The 19,051-nt window shown below is 71.5% G+C and carries 15 protein-coding genes; 6 read left to right on the top strand and 9 right to left on the bottom strand.

The features are described 5' to 3' along the window. Nucleotides 1-22 precede the first annotated feature (22 nt). The 5 genes from JK363_RS30160 to JK363_RS30140 all read right to left on the bottom strand — a co-directional run bounded on the left by JK363_RS30160 (nucleotide 23) and on the right by JK363_RS30140 (nucleotide 7,087). Nucleotides 23-1,138, bottom strand: a complete 1,116-nt coding sequence (locus JK363_RS30160) for a methyltransferase domain-containing protein (protein WP_201879746.1) — start codon at nucleotides 1,136-1,138, stop codon at nucleotides 23-25. Nucleotides 1,139-1,429: 291 nt separating this feature from the next. Further along, nucleotides 1,430-2,725 carry a sugar ABC transporter permease gene (locus JK363_RS30155; protein ID WP_372444878.1) on the bottom strand — a complete coding sequence of 432 codons (1,296 nt, stop codon included), beginning with the start codon at nucleotides 2,723-2,725 and terminating at the stop codon, nucleotides 1,430-1,432. Next, nucleotides 2,722-3,504 (bottom strand): ATP-binding cassette domain-containing protein, encoded by a 783-nt coding sequence (locus JK363_RS30150; RefSeq protein ID WP_201879744.1) that lies wholly within the window; start codon nucleotides 3,502-3,504, stop codon nucleotides 2,722-2,724. Before JK363_RS30150 ends, JK363_RS30155 begins: the two co-directional genes overlap by 4 nt. Nucleotides 3,505-3,542: 38 nt before the next feature. Then, the gene (locus tag JK363_RS30145) at nucleotides 3,543-4,661 is read right to left on the bottom strand and encodes a substrate-binding domain-containing protein (protein ID WP_201879742.1); all 1,119 of its coding nucleotides are present in this window, start codon (nucleotides 4,659-4,661) and stop codon (nucleotides 3,543-3,545) included. Beyond that, the gene (locus JK363_RS30140) at nucleotides 4,658-7,087 is read right to left on the bottom strand and encodes a SpoIIE family protein phosphatase (RefSeq protein WP_443726309.1); all 2,430 of its coding nucleotides are present in this window, start codon (nucleotides 7,085-7,087) and stop codon (nucleotides 4,658-4,660) included. The genes JK363_RS30145 and JK363_RS30140 overlap by 4 nt, the downstream gene beginning before the upstream one ends. A gap of 318 nt (nucleotides 7,088-7,405) precedes the next feature. Here JK363_RS30140 and JK363_RS30135 point away from each other — a divergent pair, with 318 nt between their 5' ends. Continuing rightward, entirely contained in the window at nucleotides 7,406-9,865 is a 2,460-nt protein-coding gene (locus tag JK363_RS30135; RefSeq protein WP_201879737.1) for a SpoIIE family protein phosphatase, read from the top strand. A gap of 24 nt (nucleotides 9,866-9,889) precedes the next feature. Here the strand turns inward: JK363_RS30135 and JK363_RS30130 are convergent, their stop codons facing one another. Both JK363_RS30130 and JK363_RS30125 read right to left on the bottom strand, forming a co-directional pair. Next, nucleotides 9,890-10,282 (bottom strand): hypothetical protein, encoded by a 393-nt coding sequence (locus JK363_RS30130; protein ID WP_201879735.1) that lies wholly within the window; start codon nucleotides 10,280-10,282, stop codon nucleotides 9,890-9,892. Between the two features lie 381 nt (nucleotides 10,283-10,663). Continuing rightward, a complete protein-coding gene (locus tag JK363_RS30125; RefSeq protein WP_201879733.1) occupies nucleotides 10,664-11,608 on the bottom strand; it encodes a MurR/RpiR family transcriptional regulator in 945 nt (314 codons plus the stop codon). A 216-nt stretch (nucleotides 11,609-11,824) separates the two neighbouring features. Between JK363_RS30125 and JK363_RS30120 the strand changes: the two genes are divergently transcribed. Together JK363_RS30120 and JK363_RS30115 are read left to right on the top strand one after the other, a co-directional pair. Further along, on the top strand, nucleotides 11,825-14,194 hold the full coding sequence (locus JK363_RS30120) for a collagenase (protein ID WP_201879731.1): 2,370 nt from the start codon (nucleotides 11,825-11,827) through the stop codon (nucleotides 14,192-14,194). A 143-nt stretch (nucleotides 14,195-14,337) separates the two neighbouring features. After that, the gene (locus JK363_RS30115; protein WP_201879730.1) at nucleotides 14,338-15,144 is read left to right on the top strand and encodes a thioesterase family protein; all 807 of its coding nucleotides are present in this window, start codon (nucleotides 14,338-14,340) and stop codon (nucleotides 15,142-15,144) included. Nucleotides 15,145-15,182: 38 nt separating this feature from the next. Here JK363_RS30115 and JK363_RS30110 read toward each other — a convergent pair whose 3' ends face one another. Next, nucleotides 15,183-15,608, bottom strand: a complete 426-nt coding sequence (locus JK363_RS30110) for an ATP-binding protein (protein ID WP_201879728.1) — start codon at nucleotides 15,606-15,608, stop codon at nucleotides 15,183-15,185. 195 nt (nucleotides 15,609-15,803) lie between these two features. Beyond that, nucleotides 15,804-16,841, bottom strand: coding sequence for a dipeptidase (locus JK363_RS30105; protein ID WP_215911413.1), 1,038 nt, complete (start codon nucleotides 16,839-16,841; stop codon nucleotides 15,804-15,806). 74 nt (nucleotides 16,842-16,915) lie between these two features. Between JK363_RS30105 and JK363_RS30100 the strand changes: the two genes are divergently transcribed. The 3 genes from JK363_RS30100 (at nucleotide 16,916) to JK363_RS30090 (ending at nucleotide 18,904) form a co-directional block, all read left to right on the top strand. Continuing rightward, nucleotides 16,916-17,395, top strand: a complete 480-nt coding sequence (locus tag JK363_RS30100; protein WP_201879726.1) for a GNAT family N-acetyltransferase — start codon at nucleotides 16,916-16,918, stop codon at nucleotides 17,393-17,395. A 61-nt stretch (nucleotides 17,396-17,456) separates the two neighbouring features. Beyond that, nucleotides 17,457-18,239 carry an MBL fold metallo-hydrolase gene (locus JK363_RS30095; protein WP_201879724.1) on the top strand — a complete coding sequence of 261 codons (783 nt, stop codon included), beginning with the start codon at nucleotides 17,457-17,459 and terminating at the stop codon, nucleotides 18,237-18,239. A gap of 17 nt (nucleotides 18,240-18,256) precedes the next feature. After that, nucleotides 18,257-18,904 (top strand): DedA family protein, encoded by a 648-nt coding sequence (locus JK363_RS30090; protein WP_201879833.1) that lies wholly within the window; start codon nucleotides 18,257-18,259, stop codon nucleotides 18,902-18,904. Nucleotides 18,905-19,051: the final 147 nt, after the last annotated feature.

Here is a 19,051-nt window from a genome sequence, read left to right as displayed (position 1 = left end):
AACGGCACGCGTCGGCAACACCTCAGACGGCCCAGGAATCGGCTGGGTCGTCCAGCCAGGCCCGCTGTCCCCCGGCGGTGACTGTCAGCCCGAAGCGGGTGTGCTCGGGCTTGTCACGACCGACCCACCACCGATGGCCCGCCTCTACCTCGTCCCACAATCGGCGGGGCCCTGACTGCCAGACGCGGGCCTCCTCCTCCCCGTCGCGGAACATCACGCACGCCCATGAGCGGTCACGGAGCCCGTAGAACCACACCGGGCGGGCTCCGTCGCGCTTGTCGGCCACGGCCTGGACGCAGTCCCGTACGCGGAGCCCCAGAGCGAAGGGAAGGGCGGTGTACCTCCCGGTGACGAACTCCGCTTCGGTGATCTCCGTCGCGGATCTGTGGGCCGCCGCCATGCCCTCCGCCGGGACGTACTCGCCATGCCCTGGCAGCGCCAGCCGCTGAGCACGCAGCTTCATGAACTCCACGGGCCGGGCGACGGCATCCGCATTGCCGTAGTGCGTGCCCCATGGAGCGACGATCAGGCCGCCGCGCCGGGTCTGCTCGATCCAGGCCCCGGGGATCTCCCGGACTCCGACGGTGGCCAGGATGCGATCGTAGGGCGCCGAGGCCGCGTACCCCCTGCCCCCGTCGCCCACGACCACGGTGGGGCACAGCCCGGCCGCGCGGAGCCGTTCGCGGGCCCGAAGCGACACGGCAGGGTCTACCTCAACAGTGGTCACATTCCCGCCGCCGAGCCGGTGTGTCAGGGCTCCGGCCGTCTCGCCGGTGCCGGTGCCGACGTCGAGGACGTTCATGCCCTCGTCCACCGCTGTCGTCTGGAGCAGCGCGTACACGACGGAGGGCATGGATGAGGAACTGGTGGATACCCTTCCCGGCTCGCTGCCGGCGTGCTCGCCGTCATCCCACTGCGTCACGATGGGCACGTTGCTGTCCGCCGCGGCGTACCAGGCGTCCGGGTCGTCCGCCCGGTCCACGGCGACACTCTTGCCCGCGTCCGTGTCGAACGGCCACATCAGGTCCGGCAGAAAGGCAGCCCGGTCCACAGCCTCGAAGGTCGGGGCCCAGTCCGGCGTCATCGCACGCGTCTCGAGGAGGACACGCCCCAGCTCCTTGCGGCTGGGTCGGTCCATCCGGTGGGCGTCCAGCGTCACTTGCGATGCGTTCCGTCACCGGGCGGGGTGTCGCCGTCCGGGGACGGCGGCTCCTGCGGGGGCGTCCAGGGTTGTCCGGGATGCCCGTCCCCACTGTCCCCTCCCCCTGCGCCGCGTCCTCCGTCGACAGCGGTCATGATCTGGGCATTGCGCATGCCGTACCCCCTTCTGCGGCAGCGAGCGCCGGAGTCGACCACGCTAGCAGCGGACTCTCAACTCTCGGTCAAGGCACGTGATTGCGGAGAAATCAACCGCACGCCCCCTTCGGCGCTACACCCGGCCGTGCGCCTTCTGTGCCTTCCGGGACAGCGAGTCGATGACCACGGCGATCAGCAGCACACCGCCGGTGATCATGAACTGCACCGCGGCCTGGATGCCCATGAGGGCGACGCCCGAGGCGATGGACTGGATGACCAGCACACCGAGCAGGGCGGACCAGGTGCTGCCACGGCCGCCGAAGAGGCTGGTGCCGCCGATGACGGCGGCGGCGATGGCGTTCATCAGGAGGTAGTTGGAGACGGAGGTCTGGCTGACGGAGCTGATGCGGGAGGCCAGGAAGATGCCGCCGATGGCGGCCATGGTCCCCGACATCATGAAGGCGGAGATCCGCACCAGGGCCACACTGAGTCCGGCGCGGCGGGCCGCTTCGACGCCGCCGCCGAGGGCGAAGATCATGCGTCCGTAGGCGGTGCGGCGCAGTACGTAGTCGAGGCCGACCAGGACGACAAGGAAGATCAGCAGGGCCAACGGCAGGCCCTGGAACTGGTTGAGCAGGGCGGCGGCGGCGAAGCCGACGACGGCCAGGACGCCCGTGCGCAGTCCGATCTCGGCCGGGGAGCGGTACGGCACTCCGGCCCGGTGGCGGCGTCGGGCGCCCAGCCAGGAGGCGAGGAAGTATCCGGCCGCGCCGAGCGCCGCGAAGCCGTACGCGGCGGCGATGTCGTTGAAGTAGAAGTTGGTCAGCTTGGCGACCAGGCCCCGGTCGTCGATGTTGATCGTGCCGTAGGTGCCCATGATGTAGAGCATCAGGCCGTACCAGCCCAGCAGTCCGGCGAGGGTGACCACGAACGAGTGCACGCCGACCTTGGCGAAGAAGAAACCGTGCACCGCTCCGACCGCGGTTCCGCAGAGTACGGCCAGGACGAGGGCGGGCAGTTCGGGCATGCCCTGGTTGACGCTGAGCACGGCGAAGGTGGCGGCGGCCAGTCCGCTGACCGAGGCCACCGACAGATCGATCTCACCGACCAGCAGCACGAAGATGACCCCGACGGCGATCATGCCGGTGCCGACGATGTCCACGCTGAGGTTGGAGAGGTTGCGCGGGGAGAGGAAGTGCGAGTTCACCGTCTGGAAGACGGCCCAGATGAGGAAGAGGCCGAGCACGACGGGGACGGAGCCCAGCTCACCGCTGTGGTAGCGGCGTTTGAGCAGTTCGACACCGCGCCCGACGGCATGGGCGGGGGCGCGGCGGGCGGCGGCGGTGCGGGCGCCGCGCTGGTCCGCCTCCGCGGCCTCCGCCTTGCGCGCCGGCCCGGACTCCCCTGAGGTGATCCGTGTTCTGTTCACAACTCCCCTTCCCGCACCGTGCGGCGTGTCACGGCGTTGTCGGAGGCACCTGTGATGGAGGAGACGATCTGCTCCTGGGATGTGGTGGTCACATCGAAGAACCCGTTGTTGCGGCCGAGGCGCAGCACCGCCACCCAGTCCGCGACGGCCTTGACGTCGCCCAGGTTGTGGCTGATGAGCAGAACGCCGAGGCCGCGGTCGCGCAGTCGCTCGACGAGGTCGAGGACCTGGGCGGTCTGCTCGATGCCGAGGGCCGCGGTGGGCTCGTCCAGCAGCACCAGCCGGGGTTCGCCGAGCATCGAGCGGGAGATGGCGACGGTCTGGCGCTGGCCGCCGGAGAGCGAGGCGACCGGGCGCCGTACCGCGGGGATGCTGATGGAGAGGGTGTTCAGCAGTTCCAGGGTGCGGCGTTCCATCTCCACCTCGTTGAGCACGCCGAAGCGGCGGACCTCGCGGCCGAGGAAGAGATTGCCGACGACGTCGAGGTTGTCGCAGAGCGCGAGGTCCTGGTAAACGGTGGCGATCCCCAGGTGCTGGGCGTCATGGGGGCGGTTGATCTGGACGGAGTGGCCCTTCCATTCGATGACGCCCTCGTCGGCCGGATCCACCCCCGCGATCACCTTGATCAGGGTGGACTTCCCGGCACCGTTGTCGCCCACGAGGGCGATGACCTGGCCCGCGCGGATCTCCAGGTCGACGTCGGCGAGCGCCTGGACCGCGCCGAACCGTTTGAAGACCCCGCGCAGCGCCAGCAGAGGCGGGGCTGATGTGTAGGTCATCTGCTCCTCCCTTCGCCACCCGGGGCGCCTGGGCCCCGTCAGGTGAGTCCGGCCTTCCGGCAGGCGTCCGCGTACTTCTCGGTGCAGATCTGGTCGGTGGTGTACATCCCGTCCCGGATGAGGATCTTGATGTTGTCGACGGTGAGCGCGATCGGATGCAGCAGGATGGCGGGGATGGACTGGCTGGAGCCGCTGTTGACCCGCTGTTTGGCGATCCCGGCGAGCGACTTGCCGCGGCCGAGCGCGACAGCCATCTCGGCGGCTGCGTAGGCCTCGGGCTTGAACGGCTTGTAGACGGTCATGAGCTGTTCACCCGCGACGATGCGCTGGACTGCGCCGAGTTCGGCGTCCTGGCCGGTGACCGGGGGCAGCGGCCGGATCTTGGCGGCCTTGAGCGCGGCGATGATGCCCGAGGCGAGGCCGTCGTTGGCCGACAGCACACCGTCGATGTTGTCGGCGCCCAGCGCCGCGATGGCGCCGGACATGTTGAGGTTGGCGTTCTCCGGCCGCCAGCCGATGGTCTCGTAGGACTTGCCGATCTTGACCCGGCCGCGCAGGACGTCCAGGGAACCGCCTTCGAACCAGGCCGAGTTGGGGTCGGTCGAGGAGCCGTTCATCATGACGATCTGGTCCCGGTGGCCGGGCCGGTGCGGTCCCAGGGCCTTCAGCAGCGCCTCGCCCTGGAGGCGGCCCACGTCGGCGCCGTTGAAGGAGACATAGCCGGAGATGGGTCCTTCGGCGAGCCGGTCGTAGGAGACGACGGGGATGTTGGCCTGGCGCGCCTTGAGCACCGAGGAGCGCACGGCCCGGGCATCGACGGCGTCGAGGATCAGCACCTCGGCCCCGTTGGCGATCATGGAGTCGACCTGGTGCTGCTGGGTGGCGGCATCGTGCTGGGCGCTGGCGTAGTCCACGGTGCACTTCGGGCACAGCTCCTTGATCCTCTTCATGATCAGGGGCTTGTCGAACCGGTCGAAGCGGGCGATCTCGTTGTCCGGCAGCAGCAGGCCGATGCGCAGGCTGCCGCGGTGTGCGGTGCCGCCGGACTGCTCCACCTCGGCCGCCTTGCCGCAGGCGGCGAGGGTCACGGCCAGGGCCAGTCCGGCCGTGATGGCGATGGCGGTGTGCAGCCGGTTGCCGGCGGGGAGGGAGGTCATCGGTCCTGCCCTCCGGCGGCGCTCTGGCCGCTGTCCCGCGGGGTGGACAGCGTGATGTCGCTCCAGACCTGCTTGCCTCCGCTGAGCGGCACCGAGCCCCAGGCGTGCGACACCGCCTCGACCAGCAGCAGTCCGCGTCCGCCGGTCGCCTCCCAGTCCACGCTGGTCGGCTTGGTGGGCGTACGGGGCGAGTGGTCGCTGACCGCGATCCGCAGCCGGTCCGCGGTGAGCGTGATGTTGAGATGCACTTCGCCCGTGGTGTGCACCATGGCGTTGGTGACCAGTTCGGAGGTGACCAGCAGGACCACGTCCAGCTCGCCCTCCAGCCCCCATGTGCGCAGGGTGCGCGCGGCGAAGCGGCGGGCGTGCATCACCGCGTCGGGCAGCCGCCACACGGTCCAGCGGGCGCGGATGGGCCGGACCCGCATTCCGTCGTAGCGCAGGAGCAGCAGCGCGACGTCGTCATGGCGGCGGGCGGCGCTGCCGAGCAGTTCATCGGCCACCCGGCCGGGGTCGGAGGGGTCGGCGCGGGCCAGCCGTTCGCGCACCTGCTGGACGCCGTCGTCCAGATCGAGCTGGGCGGACTCCACCAGACCGTCGGTGAGCAGGACCACCAGGGTGCCGGAGGACAGACCGATCGCGGTCATCGGGTACTCGGCCTCCGCGACCACGCCCAGCGGGGGGCCGCCCTCGATGGTCAACTCCTCGGTGGCGCCGTCCGGGCGGCGCAGCAGCGGCTGGAGATGTCCGGCGCGGACGAACCACGCCTCGCCCTCCTCCATGTCCAGGTCAACATAGGCGCAGGTGGCGAAGAGGTCGGTCTCCATGTCGACGAGCAGCCGGTTGGCGTGGCTGACGACCACATCGGGCGGATGGCCCTCCACGGCATAGGCGCGGATGGCCGTGCGCATCTGGCCCATGATGGTGGCCGCGGCGGCGGAGTGGCCCTGGACGTCCCCGATGACCAGTGCCACATGGCCGTCGGAGAGGGGGATGACGTCGTACCAGTCGCCGCCCACCTCCAGGCCCATGGTGGCGGGCAGATAGCGGGTGACGGCCACCCCGCCGGGCAGCACCGGCAGTTTGCGGGGCAGCAGGCTGCGCTGGAGCATCGTGGCCAGCTCGTGTTCGGCGTCCAGCGCGTGGGCGCGCACCAGGGCCTGCCCGACCAGGCCCGCGGTCGCGGTCAGCAGGGAGCGTTCCTCCGGGCCGAATTCATGCGGCTGCTCCCAGCCGATCAGGCAGACGCCGACGATCCGGCCGTTCGCCGGGAGCGGCAGCACGGCGAGGCCCCCGGGGCCGATGCCGGAGAGGCCGGGTTCGAGATCGGCGCCGGGGGGCCACAGGCCGACGTGCCCCGCGCGCATCGTCTCGGCCAGGGTGGGCAGGGCGTGGGTGGGCGCGTCCGGGAACTCCGACCGCCACTGGCTGCGCCACACCTCGGGCCAGGCGGTGGGTTCGGCGGGGGCCAGGATGCTGACCACGAGCTGGTCGGCCTGGAGCTCGGCGACCGCGACCCGGCGGGCCCGCAGCGGATCGCGGAGCGCACTGACCACGGCCTCCCCCACGTCGCGGATGGTGGTGGCACCGGCCAGGGCGGCGGACAGCCGCTGCACCATGGACACCTCGTCGGCGGTGGGCCGCAGATACGACGCCTCCGCGACCACGCCCAGCATCCGTTCCGGGGTGCCGTCCGCCCCGGCCTGGACCCGGCAGCGCAGCCCCAGCCAGCGCAGCTCGCCGTTGGGGCGGCGGATGCGGAACGCCAGCTGTGAGCTGCCGGGGGTCAGCCGGCCGGGCTCCACGATGGACATCAGGGCGGGCACATCGTCCGGGACGGTGCTCGCGAGGAGGGTCTCCACCTGTCCGTCGAAGTCGTCCAGGGGGATGCCGAACAGCTCCAGCGTCGGGGTGTCGGCGGTCATCCGCCCGGTGCTCAGCTCCAGCACGAACGCACCCACCTGGAGCCGGTCCAGGGTGGAGCCCGCCAGCGCCCGCTGCTCCGGGCGCCCGTGCGGCCCGGAGGCCTCCAGGCCCGCGGCGACGTGTTGGGCGTAGAGCTCGAGGAAGGCGCGGCGGTCCGCGTCGATCCCTTCGGGAGCCTCGTCCACCACCACCAGACAGCCCAGCCCCCTGCCGTCCCCGCCCAGGGGCAGCACCCCCAGCGAGAGGCCGGCGGCGGACTCGGGGCCGGGTGCGGACGGGCCGTACTCGGCCAGTTCCGCGGGGCTCAGCCACAGCGGGCGGCCGGAGCGGAAGGCGTCGGCGACGGGTGAGCGTCCGGAGAGGGGGTAGCTCGCGGGAAGGGCGTACGGGCCGCCGGGGCTACGGACGGTTTCGGCCAGCCGAAGCTCGCCGCCGTCCGCGTCGAACGCGTACACGGCGACCAACGCGGTCCCCGTGAACGTCAGGACATGCCCGGTCACAGCCGCCTGCACCGCCTCCGTGCGCGGGCCGCCGGTCGTCTCGTGGGCGTACCCGAGCTCCTCATCCGCCTCCGCGCGGCAACCGCTCATGGCTGGCGTCGGGGCCTTCAGAGCCGCGCCCCCTTCATAGGGAAAGCGCTCATACCACGAGCATGGCACATAAGGGATGAACAGAGCATCTCAGTCGCCGCCGCACGGGCCACGGCCGATCGCGGCTCATTTGAACCCGCGCGGCGGGAGGCGCATGCTCGGAACGTAGTGCGGTCGCAAGGGGTCCGGCATGCACACAGGACGATCCCCTGAACGAGAAGGGGCGCCATGGACGCCGACGATGCCCTGCCGCGGATACGGCCGCCTGGCTCCGAGGGCTCGCGGACCGTCGTGATCATGGTGGATGAGCAGGGCGTGGTCACGGGCTGGAGCGCCGGGGCGGAACGGCTGCTCGGCCGCACCACCCAGGACGCCGTGGGCTGCCCGGCCGAGGACTTCCTCACCCCGGACGCCGGAGCCCCGTTCTGGACCCGGCGGGCGGAGGGCGACGACTGGCTGGGCGAGCTGACCGCGCGCCGCGCGGACGGCCGCCCCCTCGCCCTGAGCGGCACCGCCCACCGCTGCGAGGAGGGCGGCGAGCGGGGCCAGTGGATCCTGGTGGCCGCCGCGGCGCCCGCGACCGGGCATCATGTGCTGCCGCAGGAGATCGAGCGGGCCGTGGTGCACTGGCTGTTCACCGTGTCCCCGGTCGCCGTGACCATCTATGACACGGATCTGCGCTGCCGCTGGCAGAACGAGGCGATGATCCGCCTCAGCGGGATGACGGAGGCCGAACGGTGGGGCAAGCGGCTGCCGGAGATCCTCTCCGGACCGGACGCCACGGGGTGGGAGCGGCGGTTGCGCCGGGTGATCGAGACCGGTGAGTCCGCCTTCAGCGGGGAGCTGCACGGCCGCGTCCCGGCGGACCCGGAGCGCGACGCCGTCTTCATGGCCTCGGCCTCCGCGCTGCGCGACCTCCACGGGCACACCCTCGGCCTGTGCACCACGGTCGCGGACGTCACCCAGCAGTACGAGGCCCGCGAGCGGCTGACGCTGCTGACGGAGGCGGGCACCCGGATCGGCAGCACCCTGGACCTGATGCGCACCGCGCAGGAGCTGGCCGATTCGGCCGTCCCCCGGCTCGCCGACTGGGTCACCGTCGATCTGCTGGACCCCCTGCTCGGCGGGGATGAACCCGGTCCGTTCACCGGGGTGGTGGCGCTGCGCAGGGCGGCCAACCAGTCCGTGCTGGAGGGTACGCCGGAGGCGGTGCGGCAGCCGGGCGAAGTGGACTTCTATCCGCCGTACTCGCCCGCCGTGCGCTGTATGGCCACCGGCCGGTCGGCCCTCCACCACGTCACCGACCACGACATCAAGGTCTGGCTGGCCCAGGACCCGGCGCGGGCGGAGAAGTTCCGGATCTACGAGTTCCAGTCGATCATGGGGGTGCCGATCCAGGCGCGCGGGACGACGCTCGGCATCACCATGTTCTACCGGCGGACCAAACACCCCTTCACCGACGACGACCGGCTGCTCGCCGAGGAGCTGGTGGCGCGGGCCGCGCTGTGTCTGGACAACGCCCGCCGCTTCACCCGCGAACGCACCGCGGCGCTCAGCCTCCAGCAGAGCCTGCTGCCGCAGGGGAGCCCCGTGCAGGCGGCCGTCGAGACCGCGTCCCGCTATCTCCCGGCCGGCGGCAAGACCGGGCTGGCGGGCGACTGGTTCGATGTGATCCCGCTGTCCGGGGCCAGGGTCGCCCTGGTCGTCGGCGACGTCGTCGGCCACGGCATCAACGCCGCCGCCACGATGGGCCGGCTGCGGACGGCGGTGCGCACCCTCGCCGATGTCGATCTGCCCCCGGACGAACTGCTCACCCACCTCGACGACGTGGTGCTCCGGCTCGCCGCCGAGGGCGAGGGCACCGGCTCCCCCCTCGACCCGGCGGTCCTGGGGGCCACCTGCACCTACGCGATCTACGACCCGATCTCGCGGACCTGTTCCCTGGCCCGAGCCGGGCATCCGCCCCCGGCCACGGTCACCCCGGACGGGGCCCGGCTGCTCGATCTGCCCGCGGGGCCGCCGCTGGGTCTTGGCGGTCTGCCGTTCGAGGCCGTCGACGTACAGCTCCCGGAGAACAGCCTGCTCGCCCTCTACACCGACGGGCTGCTGGGCTTCCGGGAGCGGGAACTCGACAGTGCGCTGGACCAGTTGTGCCAGGTGCTGGCCGAACCCACCCCGTCCCTGGACGCCCTGTGCGACCGCGTACTGGGCGATCTGCTCCCCGAGCACCCCGCCGACGACGCGGCGCTGCTGATCGCCCGCACCCGGGCGCTGAACCGGGACCAGTTCGCCGTACGGGACCTTCCGTCCGACCCCGCGACCGTCTCCACCGCCCGCTCCTGGGCCGCGCGCCAACTCGCCGCCTGGAGCCTGGAGGACGCGTCCTTCGTCACCGAGCTGGTGGTGAGCGAGCTGGTCACCAACGCCATCCGGCACGCCGACGGCCCCATCCAGCTACGGCTGATCCGGGACCGGACCCTCATCTGCGAGGTGTCCGACGCCAGCAACACCGCCCCGCATATGCGCCGCGCCCGGCTGTCCGACGAGGGCGGCCGCGGGCTGTTGCTGGTCGCCCAGCTCACCCAGCGGTGGGGCACCCGGCACGCGCGCGAGGGCAAGACCATCTGGTGCGAGCAGCTGCTCGAGAACGGGAACGGCCAGGTGGAGGCGGTGCCCCCGGCGCCGTGAACCCCGGCCCGCGGGGTCCGTTGGTCAGTGCCGGGAGCCGACCGGGGTCCGGCGGCTCTCCTTCAGCAGCGCCTCCGTGATCAGCCGCACCCCGCCGGCCAGCCGGTTGAGCTGTGCCAGCTCGGTGGCGTAGAGCTTGATGGTGGACTCGATCATCGTCTCGGAGAAGCCCAGGGCGGGCAGTTCCGTACGGCAGGTCTGGAGGGCGGCCCGCACCGTGCGGATCTCGTTCTGGAGCTGAAGTCGCGCATGCCGGGCGAGCAGGATGGGATGCCGGGTGAGGGTGGAATAGCCGGCGTACCGGGCGGGCAGAAGATCCCGGAGCCACCGGGCCGCCGTGCGCTCCCAGTAGGGGCTGCCCGGCGGGTTGACCTGACAAGGCCAGTCCGCGCTGATCGGAGAGTAGGTCTGGGACATCGTCGTCGCCTTCGGGCCGAGGGTCCTGATCGCGAGGATCAGTGGGTATCCGGCGGCCCTGGGCCCAGGGGTAGGCCCGGGCCGCCGGGGGTGCCCGAGGGGAGCGGACTACCCGAACGGAACACGTGGGGGCCGACGAGGAGGGTGCCGTCCCTTGGGTGTTCGCCCACATGACTCCCGGGGCTCGCGGCCGCGAGCGCTGGTTCCGGCTCAGCCCCTGAGGGGCCCGGGTGCCATGTGCAGTAAATATATTTACCGCGAAGTAAGCAAGGGCATGAAAAGTTTCATGCATGTGAGGTTATGCGGACGCCCTGTTCCGGAATCCGGACGAATGGGGTGGGGTGCGCGATGCCGGCCCGGGAGTGGCGGGGCCGCGGCGACTCAGTGCTCGAGGAAGAAGTCGTGCTGCTCGGCGGCCTGTTCGTACTTCTCCAGCCGGAACTGGGTGCGCTCGGGCTCGGCATCGGCCATGGCCTGGAGGATGCCCGCGGACAGCACCATGGGCGCCGCGTACGAATCGAAGACCAGACGCCCGCCGGTGCCCGCGGTGAGCGCCAGATCGGCCTCCTCGACCAGCGGTCCGTAGGTGAGGTCGGTGATCAGCGCCACCCGCAGCCCCGAGCGGTGCGCCGCCCGCATCGCGGCCAGCGTCTCCTTGGCGTGCCGGGGCATCCCGAAGGCCAGCACCCAGGTGCCGCCCGCCTCGCGGGACTGGAGCAGCGCGTCGTAGGCCACGCTGCCGCCGCGGGACACCAGCCGCACATCGGGGTGGATCCGCCGGGCCGCGTAGGCGAAGTACTCCGCCAGCGAGACGGAGATCCGCAGCCCCAGGATGGTCAGCGGCACCGAGCGAGCCAGCTCTCGGCCGATCTCCAGCACCCGGTCGGTGTCGACGAACACCCGGCGCAGGTTCTCCAGGTTCGCGATCTCGGTGTCCACCGCCGCCTGGAGCTCATTGCGGCGGATCTCCTCCCGGGTGCGCGGTGAACCGGCGACCGCCCGCAGCGCGATGGGCTGCAACGCCTCGCGCAGCGCGGGATAGCCGCTGAAGCCGAAGGAGGTGGCGAACCGGGTCACCGAGGGCTGACTGACCCCGACCCGGTCCGCCAGTTCCGTGATCGACAGGAAGGCGGCCTCGGTGAGGTGGTCGGTGATGTACTGCACGATGCGCCGCTGCGCCGGGGACAGCCGCTGCCGTCCGAACAGGGCACGGACTTGGGCCGCGGGGGGTTGCTCCAGCGCCTCGGGCGCCTCGGAGGCCTCGGGGGCCCGGCCTCCCGGCGTGATCGCGGACGCCTGTGCGCGTGCCTGCTGCCCAGATGGCACCGGTGTGCTCCTTCTCGTCCCATCCCCCCGCTCAACATAGCGGGGAACGGGTCATCTCGGGAAACGTGGGATAACGCGCGGGAGGCCGCGAGCGGCCCGGAGGCCGAGTTCAACAACGTCGCACTGACACCTTGTCAGTGCAATTTCATATTACTATGTTACAGGTCACACAACAGAACCACCTGCTTCCACCCCCCAACTCATCCGGGAGATCAGGTGATCCACAGACCTTCACCGCGGGCGACGCTGCTCGCGGCGGCCACCGCGGCCGTACTGACCCTGCCCCTCGCGCCGAGCGCCACGGCCTCGGCCTCGGCCGCCACTCACTCCCCCACCAACCCCACGACCCCCGCCACCTCTTTCCGGTCCGGCCCCGCCGCCGACCCCGGCTCCACGCTCGACCGGAGCACCGGGGTCGAGCGCATCGCCCGGGCGCCCAAACCGACCGACGGCCCCGGACGCAACCCGCACGCCCGTATCCCCGGCGACAAGGCCACCGGGAAGGCCGTACGCCACTCCAAGGTCAAAGCCCTCGACGGCGCCGTGCCCTGCACTCTGGACGCGGTCAGCGGTCTCGACCCGGAGCGCTTGGCGGACTTCCTCGCCGATCCGGCGGTGACCGCGGACGACTGTCTGCGCGGCCTCATCTGGAACTGGGACCCCCGGCTCGCCCGGGTGCTCTCCCCCGCCCACGTCCAGGCGGTCTCCCGGCGTGTCGCCTCGCTCGCCCCGTCCCACGACGGCACCAACGGCAGCCATCTGTACGAGATGTTCACCTATCTCCACGCCGCCGTGTACCACGACTTCTCGCACGACGAGATCGACCTCACCGAGCCGGCGACCGTGGACGCCATGGTGCGTGGCATCGACGCGTTCGGCACCGCCGCCCGCACCTTCGACGTCACCCGGACCAACGCCGACACCCTGCGCGAGGCGCTGACCGCGGGCAGCGCCCCCGGTCTGCGGCAGCATCAACTCAAGCTCATACCCAAGGTCCTGGCCACCATGGACAAGGACCACACCACCACCAACAAGGACCGGTCCTGGGGGAACGCCGCCCTGTCCGCCCTGTCCGTCAACTACCTGGGCGTCTACCCGGGCAACAAGGACACCGCCTTCCATGAGGCGGTGGCCGCCGACGCCGGATACCGCGACGCCTTCAAGGCGTTCTCCGGATACGTCCACCTCAAGGACACCGACAACGCCTGGGTGACCCGGGACGCGATGCTCGAGTACGGCCGCTTCGGCCAGATCGACGCCCTGAAGACGGGGATCGTGGCCGACCTCGGTCCGCTGCTGGACACCGCGAAGCAGAACTTCGGCGACGGCAGCCCGCCCTGGGCGAAGATCGTCGGCTGGCTCAACTTCTACAAGGCGTGCGCCCCGTACCACGTGTGCAAGGAGGACATCGAGAAGCGGCTCTTCCCGAACACCTACGTCTACGACAAAAACGGCATCAAGGTCCGCACCGCCCTCGACGAAGCCACCGTCGACCAGCTCTACTACGCGAGCAAGCAGGTAAAGACGCAGTTCCACCGGGTGCTCGGCACCGAGGAGCCGCTGAAGGACGACACCAACACCACGCTCACCACCGTGCTGTACGCCTCCCGCGCCGACTACGAGAACTACCAGCCCATCCTCACCGGCCTGGACACGAACAACGGCGGCATGTACATCGAGCGCGGCGCCACCTTCTACACCTATCAGCGCCGGGTCCCCGAGGACTCCACCCTCACCCTCGAGGAGCTCTTCCGGCACGAGTACACCCACTACCTCAACGGCCGCTTCGCCGTGCCCGGTTACTTCGGGGAGGGCCCCTGGTACGAGGGTGACCGCACCACCGCCATGGACGAGGGCACCGGCGAGTTCTTCGACGGCGGCACCCGTGACGACGGGATTCTGGTCCGCAAGTCCCTGGTGCGCGGCATCATCAACGACACCGCGAACGGCGGCCCCCGGATGTCCGTCAGCCAGCTGCTGCACGCCACATACGCGGGCGACGGCTTCCGCTTCTACAACTACGCGGGGACGTTCTTCGAGTTCCTGTGGCGGGACCGTCCCTCACTGCTGCGCGAGATGTACGGCTATCTGCGCGCCGACAACCCGCAGGGCTTCGACAACTGGCGCAACCGCATGGGCTCGGACGCCGGGCTCCAGCAGGCGTACAACACCTTCCTGGACGAGCAGATCGCGAAGGTGGACGACCTGTTCGTGCCGAACACCACGTACGAGCCCGTCGGGTCCCTGAAATTCGCCACCGCGGAGGAGGTCCAGAAGGCCTTCGCCTCCGCCACGGAAAACACTCCGCAGTGCAAGAAGAGTCTGGGCAAGGGCCCCAAGGGCCGGGCCGACAGGCCGCGGTTCGTGTGCACCGGCCGGATCACCGCGAACCTGACCGACCCCAACAACCCCGACAAGGTGTTCCAGGAGATGTCCGAGACCGTGGACTACTTCATCCTGGAGCGCAGCCTGAGCGGCGGGAACAACTTCAAGGACATGAACTGCTCCTTCGGAGCGGTGGAGCCCTGGTCCAACGGCAAGGCGGGCACCGCGGCCTACACCTGTGAGGGGCCGCTGCGCGCTTAAGGGATTCCCCTGACCACCGCGGAACGGCACGGCCCGGGGCGCTCGTTGCGCCCCGGGCCATCACCGCGATCAGGGGTGACAGGGAAACTACCGGTCGGTAACGTGTGGTTTCCACCGGTGAGACGGGAGCCGAAACCGTGGCCATGCCTGCCAGCGACGCCGAGGCGTTCTTCGAACAGGTCGCCGAGGAGCGCTTTGTCCCCACGCCCCTCACCCGGGGCCCCTGGAACCCCGACAGCCAGCACGCCGGCCCGCCCGCGGCCCTCCTGGGCCGCGCGGTCCAGCTCCGCCCCGGCTCCCGTGAGGACATGCGCCTCACCCGTATCACCTTCGAGATCCTCCGCCCGGTCCCGCTGCGCCCGCTGACCGTGACCACCCGCGTCCTCAAGGAAGGCCGCAGCCTGGAACTGGTCGAGGTCTCCCTCACCCCCGACGGCGCCGACGCGGTGATGCGCGCCCGCGCCCTGCGCATCCGCACCGCCCCCGGAACCGCCCCCGAGGTCGCCGCCCCGCTCACCCTCGCCGGGCCCGACACCGCCCGTTCCGAGCCCTTCTTCCCCGTCCCCTGGGAGACCGGCTACCACACAGCCATGGAGTTCCGCTTCACCGAAGGGTCCTATCTCAACCCGGGACCGGCGACCTGCTGGATGCGGATGCGGGTCCCGCTCGTCACGGGCGAGAAGATCACGCCCCTGGACCGCGTCCTCACCGCCGCGGACTCCATCAACGGCGTCAGCAACGTTCTGGACTTCGCGTCCCACATCTTCGTCAACGCCGACCTGACGGTCCATCTGCACCGTCACCCGGCAGGCGAATGGGTCTGCCTCGACGCCCGGACCAGCGTCGCCCCCGACGGCATCGGCGTGGCCGACGGCACCCTCCACGACGCGGCGGGCCCGATCGGCCGGAGTGTGCAGAGCCTGTTCGTGGAGGGCAAGCCCACCGGCTGAACTCCGCCGGCGGATGGACCGGTACGGCGTCTGGCCGGCTAGGCGGGCATGAGGCGCGAGGTCAGCCGGGCGTGCACCGTTTTGCCGGTGGGGCGGCTGGAGACGCGGACCGAGTCGGCCAGGCGGTGGACCAGGGGCCAGCCGAAGCCACCGCCGCCGGAGAGGTCGGGGGAACGCCATCGGGGAGGGCGGGGGTCGCTGTCGGTGACCGCGATCTCCAGGCCGTCCCCGACGTCCGTGAGCTCCACGCGGCACACCCGGTCGTCGGTGTGCCGGACCACATTGGTCACCAGCTCGGACACCACCAGTTCCACGGCGTCACACATCTCGGACGCCCCGCTCAGGGCGGCTTTTCCGAGGAAACCGCGGGCCACGCGCCGTGCCCGGACGGCGGCGTCGGGGCCGGTCGTCAGATCGGCACTGACGGTGGTGACGGCCTCGGTCAACTCATGAGCAGCCGACATGGCTTTCCTACCTCCCAACTCCGGTTCCGTCCGCCTCCGGGTGCGGTGCGGAGGCGGGGTCCCCCGGGGTGCGGGGGAGCCACCGGGTGGCTTCCCTCGCCTTCTTCCCGTCGATCGGCGGGACATGTGTCCGGGTCGGCTCTTCCTGAAGAGCCCGGCGCCATGAGCCGTCCGCCCCGGTGGACGCGGGCCAGGTCAGGCGGGGCGGCCCAGCTCCTTGCGGAACAGCTCCAGGACGTTTCCGCCGAGCACCTTCGCGACCGCCGTCTCCGGGAACCCACGCTTCAGCAGCGCTTCGGTCACCAGCGGCAGGCCACGGGGCCCCTCCAGGCCGGGCACCAGCAGCTCGGCGTAGGCGCGGTCCTCGCAGCACGGCGGCATGGTGTCGTCGGCGATCTCCTGGATGAAGTCCGGCCCCAGGCCCACATGGTCGAGGCCGACGACGTCCGCGATGTACGCGATGTGCTCGGCCACCCGGTCCACCGTGCGGTCGGTCTGCTCGGCGGCCACGAACTCGCCGAGGACGTTGACGCACACCGTGCCGCCGGTCGCGGCGATACCGCGCAGCTGCTCGTCGGTGAGGTTGCGGTGGTGGTCCAGGAGCGCGCGGGCGGAGGAGTGCGTGGCCATGACCGGCCGGGTGGCCAGCTCCAGCACATGGGCCACGCCGGAGGCGCCGAGGTGCGAGACGTCGAAGAGGATGCCAAGACGCTCCATCACCCGCAGCGCCTCCACCCCGGCCTCGGTGAGCCGGCTGCCAGTGGCGTCCTCGCCGCTGCCGTCGGCCACGGTACGGCCCCAGTGGGCGAGGGAGGCGATCCGCACCCCGAGCCGGTGCAGGGTCGGGATCAGTTCCACGCCGGCGTCCAGGCCGGGCATGCTCTCCAGGGCCAGCACCAGCGCGATCCGGCCGCTTGCGAGCGCGGCGTCGATGTCGTCGCCGTCCAGGCACAGCGCCACCTCGTCGGCGTTGCCCTCGGCCAGGGTGTGGGCGCACTCGATCATCCGCAGCGTCTCGCGCAGCGCGCCCTCGGGGCGGAACCGGTCGTCGATGAAGACCGGCAGCACCTGGAGGTCGACCCCGCCGTCGCGCAGCTGCGGCAGCCAGCGATCCCGGAAGAATCCGGCCCAGCGGCGGGGCGGCCGGGCGGTCACGGCGATCAGCAGGTCGTTGTGGGCATCGGCCACGACGGCGCGGCGGTGGAGTTCATGGGTCACGGTCACGGCGGTCATGGTGGCGCAGGGCGGGGTGCCGGTGCACGGGATTTCCGCCCCGGGCCGCGGGACCACGGTGCACACTGGGCGCCATGACCGGACCGAGAGTGCAGTTGCGTGAGGTGCGACCGGACGACCTTCCCGTCTTCTTCGACCACCACCGGGACGCGGAGGCGGTCCGGATGGCGGCCTTCACCGTCGAGGACCCGGGCGACCGGGAGGCGTTCGACGCCCAGTGGGAGCGCATCCTCGGGGACGACGCGGTGGTCAACCGGACGGTGCTGTACGGCGGACGGGTCGCCGGGAACGTCATGAGCTTCGAGCAGTTCGGCGAACCGTCGGTGGGCTACTGGATCGGACGGGAGCACTGGGGCAAGGGGGTGGCCACCCGGGCGCTGACCGCGTTCCTGGAACTGGTCCCGGACCGCCCGCTGTACGCCCGTATCGCCAAGGACAACACGGGGTCGCTGCGCGTGCTGGAGAAGTGCGGGTTCACGGTGGCCAGGGAGGAGCGGGGGTACGCGTCCGCGCGCGGCAGGGAGATCGACGAGCTGGTCCTGGTCCTCGTCTGACGTCGGCGGCCCGGCGGGGTGAGAGGATCGAAGGACGTCCAGCGGCGACGGGAGGAGTGGCGTGTCGGTCGAGATCACCTGGTGGGGGCATGCCACCGCGACCGTGCGGGACTCGGGCGTCCGGGTGCTCACCGATCCCCTCTTCGTACGGCGGCTGGCCCATCTGCGGCGCCGCCGCGGCCCCGTGCCGCCGCCGGACGCCGCGGTCGCCGATGTGGCGCTGGTGTCGCATCTGCACGCCGACCATCTGCACCTCGGCTCACTGGCCCGGCTGCGGCCCGGCACCCGGCTGGTGGTTCCGTACGGCGCCGGGCGGGCGGTGCCGGGGCTGCGGCGGGTGGTCGCGGCGCGGAAGCTGCGGGTCACCGAGATGCGGCCGGGCGAGGAGTGCGCGGTCGGCGAGGTCCGGATCCGGGCCGTACCCGCCGCCCACGACGGACGGCGGCTGCCGTACGGGCGGAGCCGGGTGCCCGCCCTCGGCTACGTCCTGCGCGGCGAGGCCACGACGTACTTCGCGGGCGACACCGGGCTGTTCGACCGGATGGCCGAGGCAGTGGGCCCGTGCGAGGTGGCACTGCTGCCGGTGGGCGGCTGGGGCCCCTACCTCGGCCACGGCCATCTCGACGCGCACCGCGCGGCCCAGGCGCTCGCCCGGCTGGGGGCGCGCAGCGCGGTGCCGGTGCACTACGGCACCTACTGGCCGATCGGTATGGACGCGGTCCGGCCGCACGAGTTCCACGCGCCGGGTGACGACTTCGTACGGCACGCCGGGCGGCTGGCCCCCGGAGCGGCGGTGCACCGGCTGGGGCACGGGGAGTGCGTCCGGCTGGAGCCCGCCAGGTGATCCCGGTGATCCATCGCATGCTGGACGAGGTGGGCGAGCTGGCGCGCAGTGTGCCGCCGGAGTCGACCCAGCAGGCGGTGGGCTATCCCTCGCTGTTCCTGCTGGTGGTGTTCGGCGCGCTGGTGCCGGTGGTGCCGACCGGGGCGGTGGTGAGTTCGGCGGCGGTGGTGGCCGTGCACCAGAGCACGCCGTTCTCACTGCTGTTCGTCTTCCTGGTGGCGGCGTTCGCGGCCTTCGTCGGAGACCTGTGTCTGTACTGGCTGGGGCGGGGCGGGGTGCGCTCGCTGAGCGGCTCAAGCTGGCTCACCCGGATCCATGACCACGCGGCCCCGGAGCGGATCGCCCAGGCGGAAGCGAGGCTGGACCAGCACGGGGTGGCGGTGCTGGTGCTGTCCCGGCTGATCCCGGCGGGCCGGATCCCGGTGATGCTGGCCTGTCTGCTGTCGGGGATGCCGCTGCGGAAGTTCGCGCGGGGCGCCGGGCCCGCGGCGCTGGCCTGGGCCGCCACGTATCAGCTGATCGGCATCCTGGGCGGCTCGCTGTTCGCGGAGCCGTGGCAGGGCGTGGCCGCGGCGGTGCTGCTGACGTTCGTCATCAGCGTCGTCCCGGCCGTCTGGCGCCGGGTACGGACGCGGGACGACGCCGAGCACGAAGCGGCGGGCTGACCGCCATCTTCCGTACCCGGACGCGCCGTTGACGGTCGGCGCGGCCACGGCTGCCGACGCGTCATGGGCGGCTCCGGGCGTCCTTCCGGCGTCCCCGCGGACACCCGGCGCGCGCCCCCGGGCCCGGCGCGGCGGACCGTGCCGGGC

Origin of the sequence: Streptomyces coffeae, assembly GCF_016741875.1 — a bacterium.
In the GTDB taxonomy this organism is placed as follows: Bacteria; Actinomycetota; Actinomycetes; order Streptomycetales; family Streptomycetaceae; genus Streptomyces; species Streptomyces coffeae.
This window is presented reverse-complemented; position numbering and strand designations above follow the sequence as displayed.

Coding starts and splice junctions, on each gene's coding strand:
- JK363_RS30115 (WP_201879730.1), top strand. CDS start 14,338: ATGCCTGCCAGCGACGCCGAGGCGTTCTTCGAACAGGTCGCCGAGGAG.
- JK363_RS30135 (WP_201879737.1), top strand. CDS start 7,406: ATGGACGCCGACGATGCCCTGCCGCGGATACGGCCGCCTGGCTCCGAG.
- JK363_RS30105 (WP_215911413.1), bottom strand. CDS start 16,841: ATGACCGCCGTGACCGTGACCCATGAACTCCACCGCCGCGCCGTCGTG.
- JK363_RS30110 (WP_201879728.1), bottom strand. CDS start 15,608: ATGTCGGCTGCTCATGAGTTGACCGAGGCCGTCACCACCGTCAGTGCC.
- JK363_RS30090 (WP_201879833.1), top strand. CDS start 18,257: ATGCTGGACGAGGTGGGCGAGCTGGCGCGCAGTGTGCCGCCGGAGTCG.
- JK363_RS30150 (WP_201879744.1), bottom strand. CDS start 3,504: ATGACCTACACATCAGCCCCGCCTCTGCTGGCGCTGCGCGGGGTCTTC.
- JK363_RS30130 (WP_201879735.1), bottom strand. CDS start 10,282: ATGTCCCAGACCTACTCTCCGATCAGCGCGGACTGGCCTTGTCAGGTC.
- JK363_RS30145 (WP_201879742.1), bottom strand. CDS start 4,661: ATGACCTCCCTCCCCGCCGGCAACCGGCTGCACACCGCCATCGCCATC.
- JK363_RS30100 (WP_201879726.1), top strand. CDS start 16,916: ATGACCGGACCGAGAGTGCAGTTGCGTGAGGTGCGACCGGACGACCTT.
- JK363_RS30160 (WP_201879746.1), bottom strand. CDS start 1,138: ATGGACCGACCCAGCCGCAAGGAGCTGGGGCGTGTCCTCCTCGAGACG.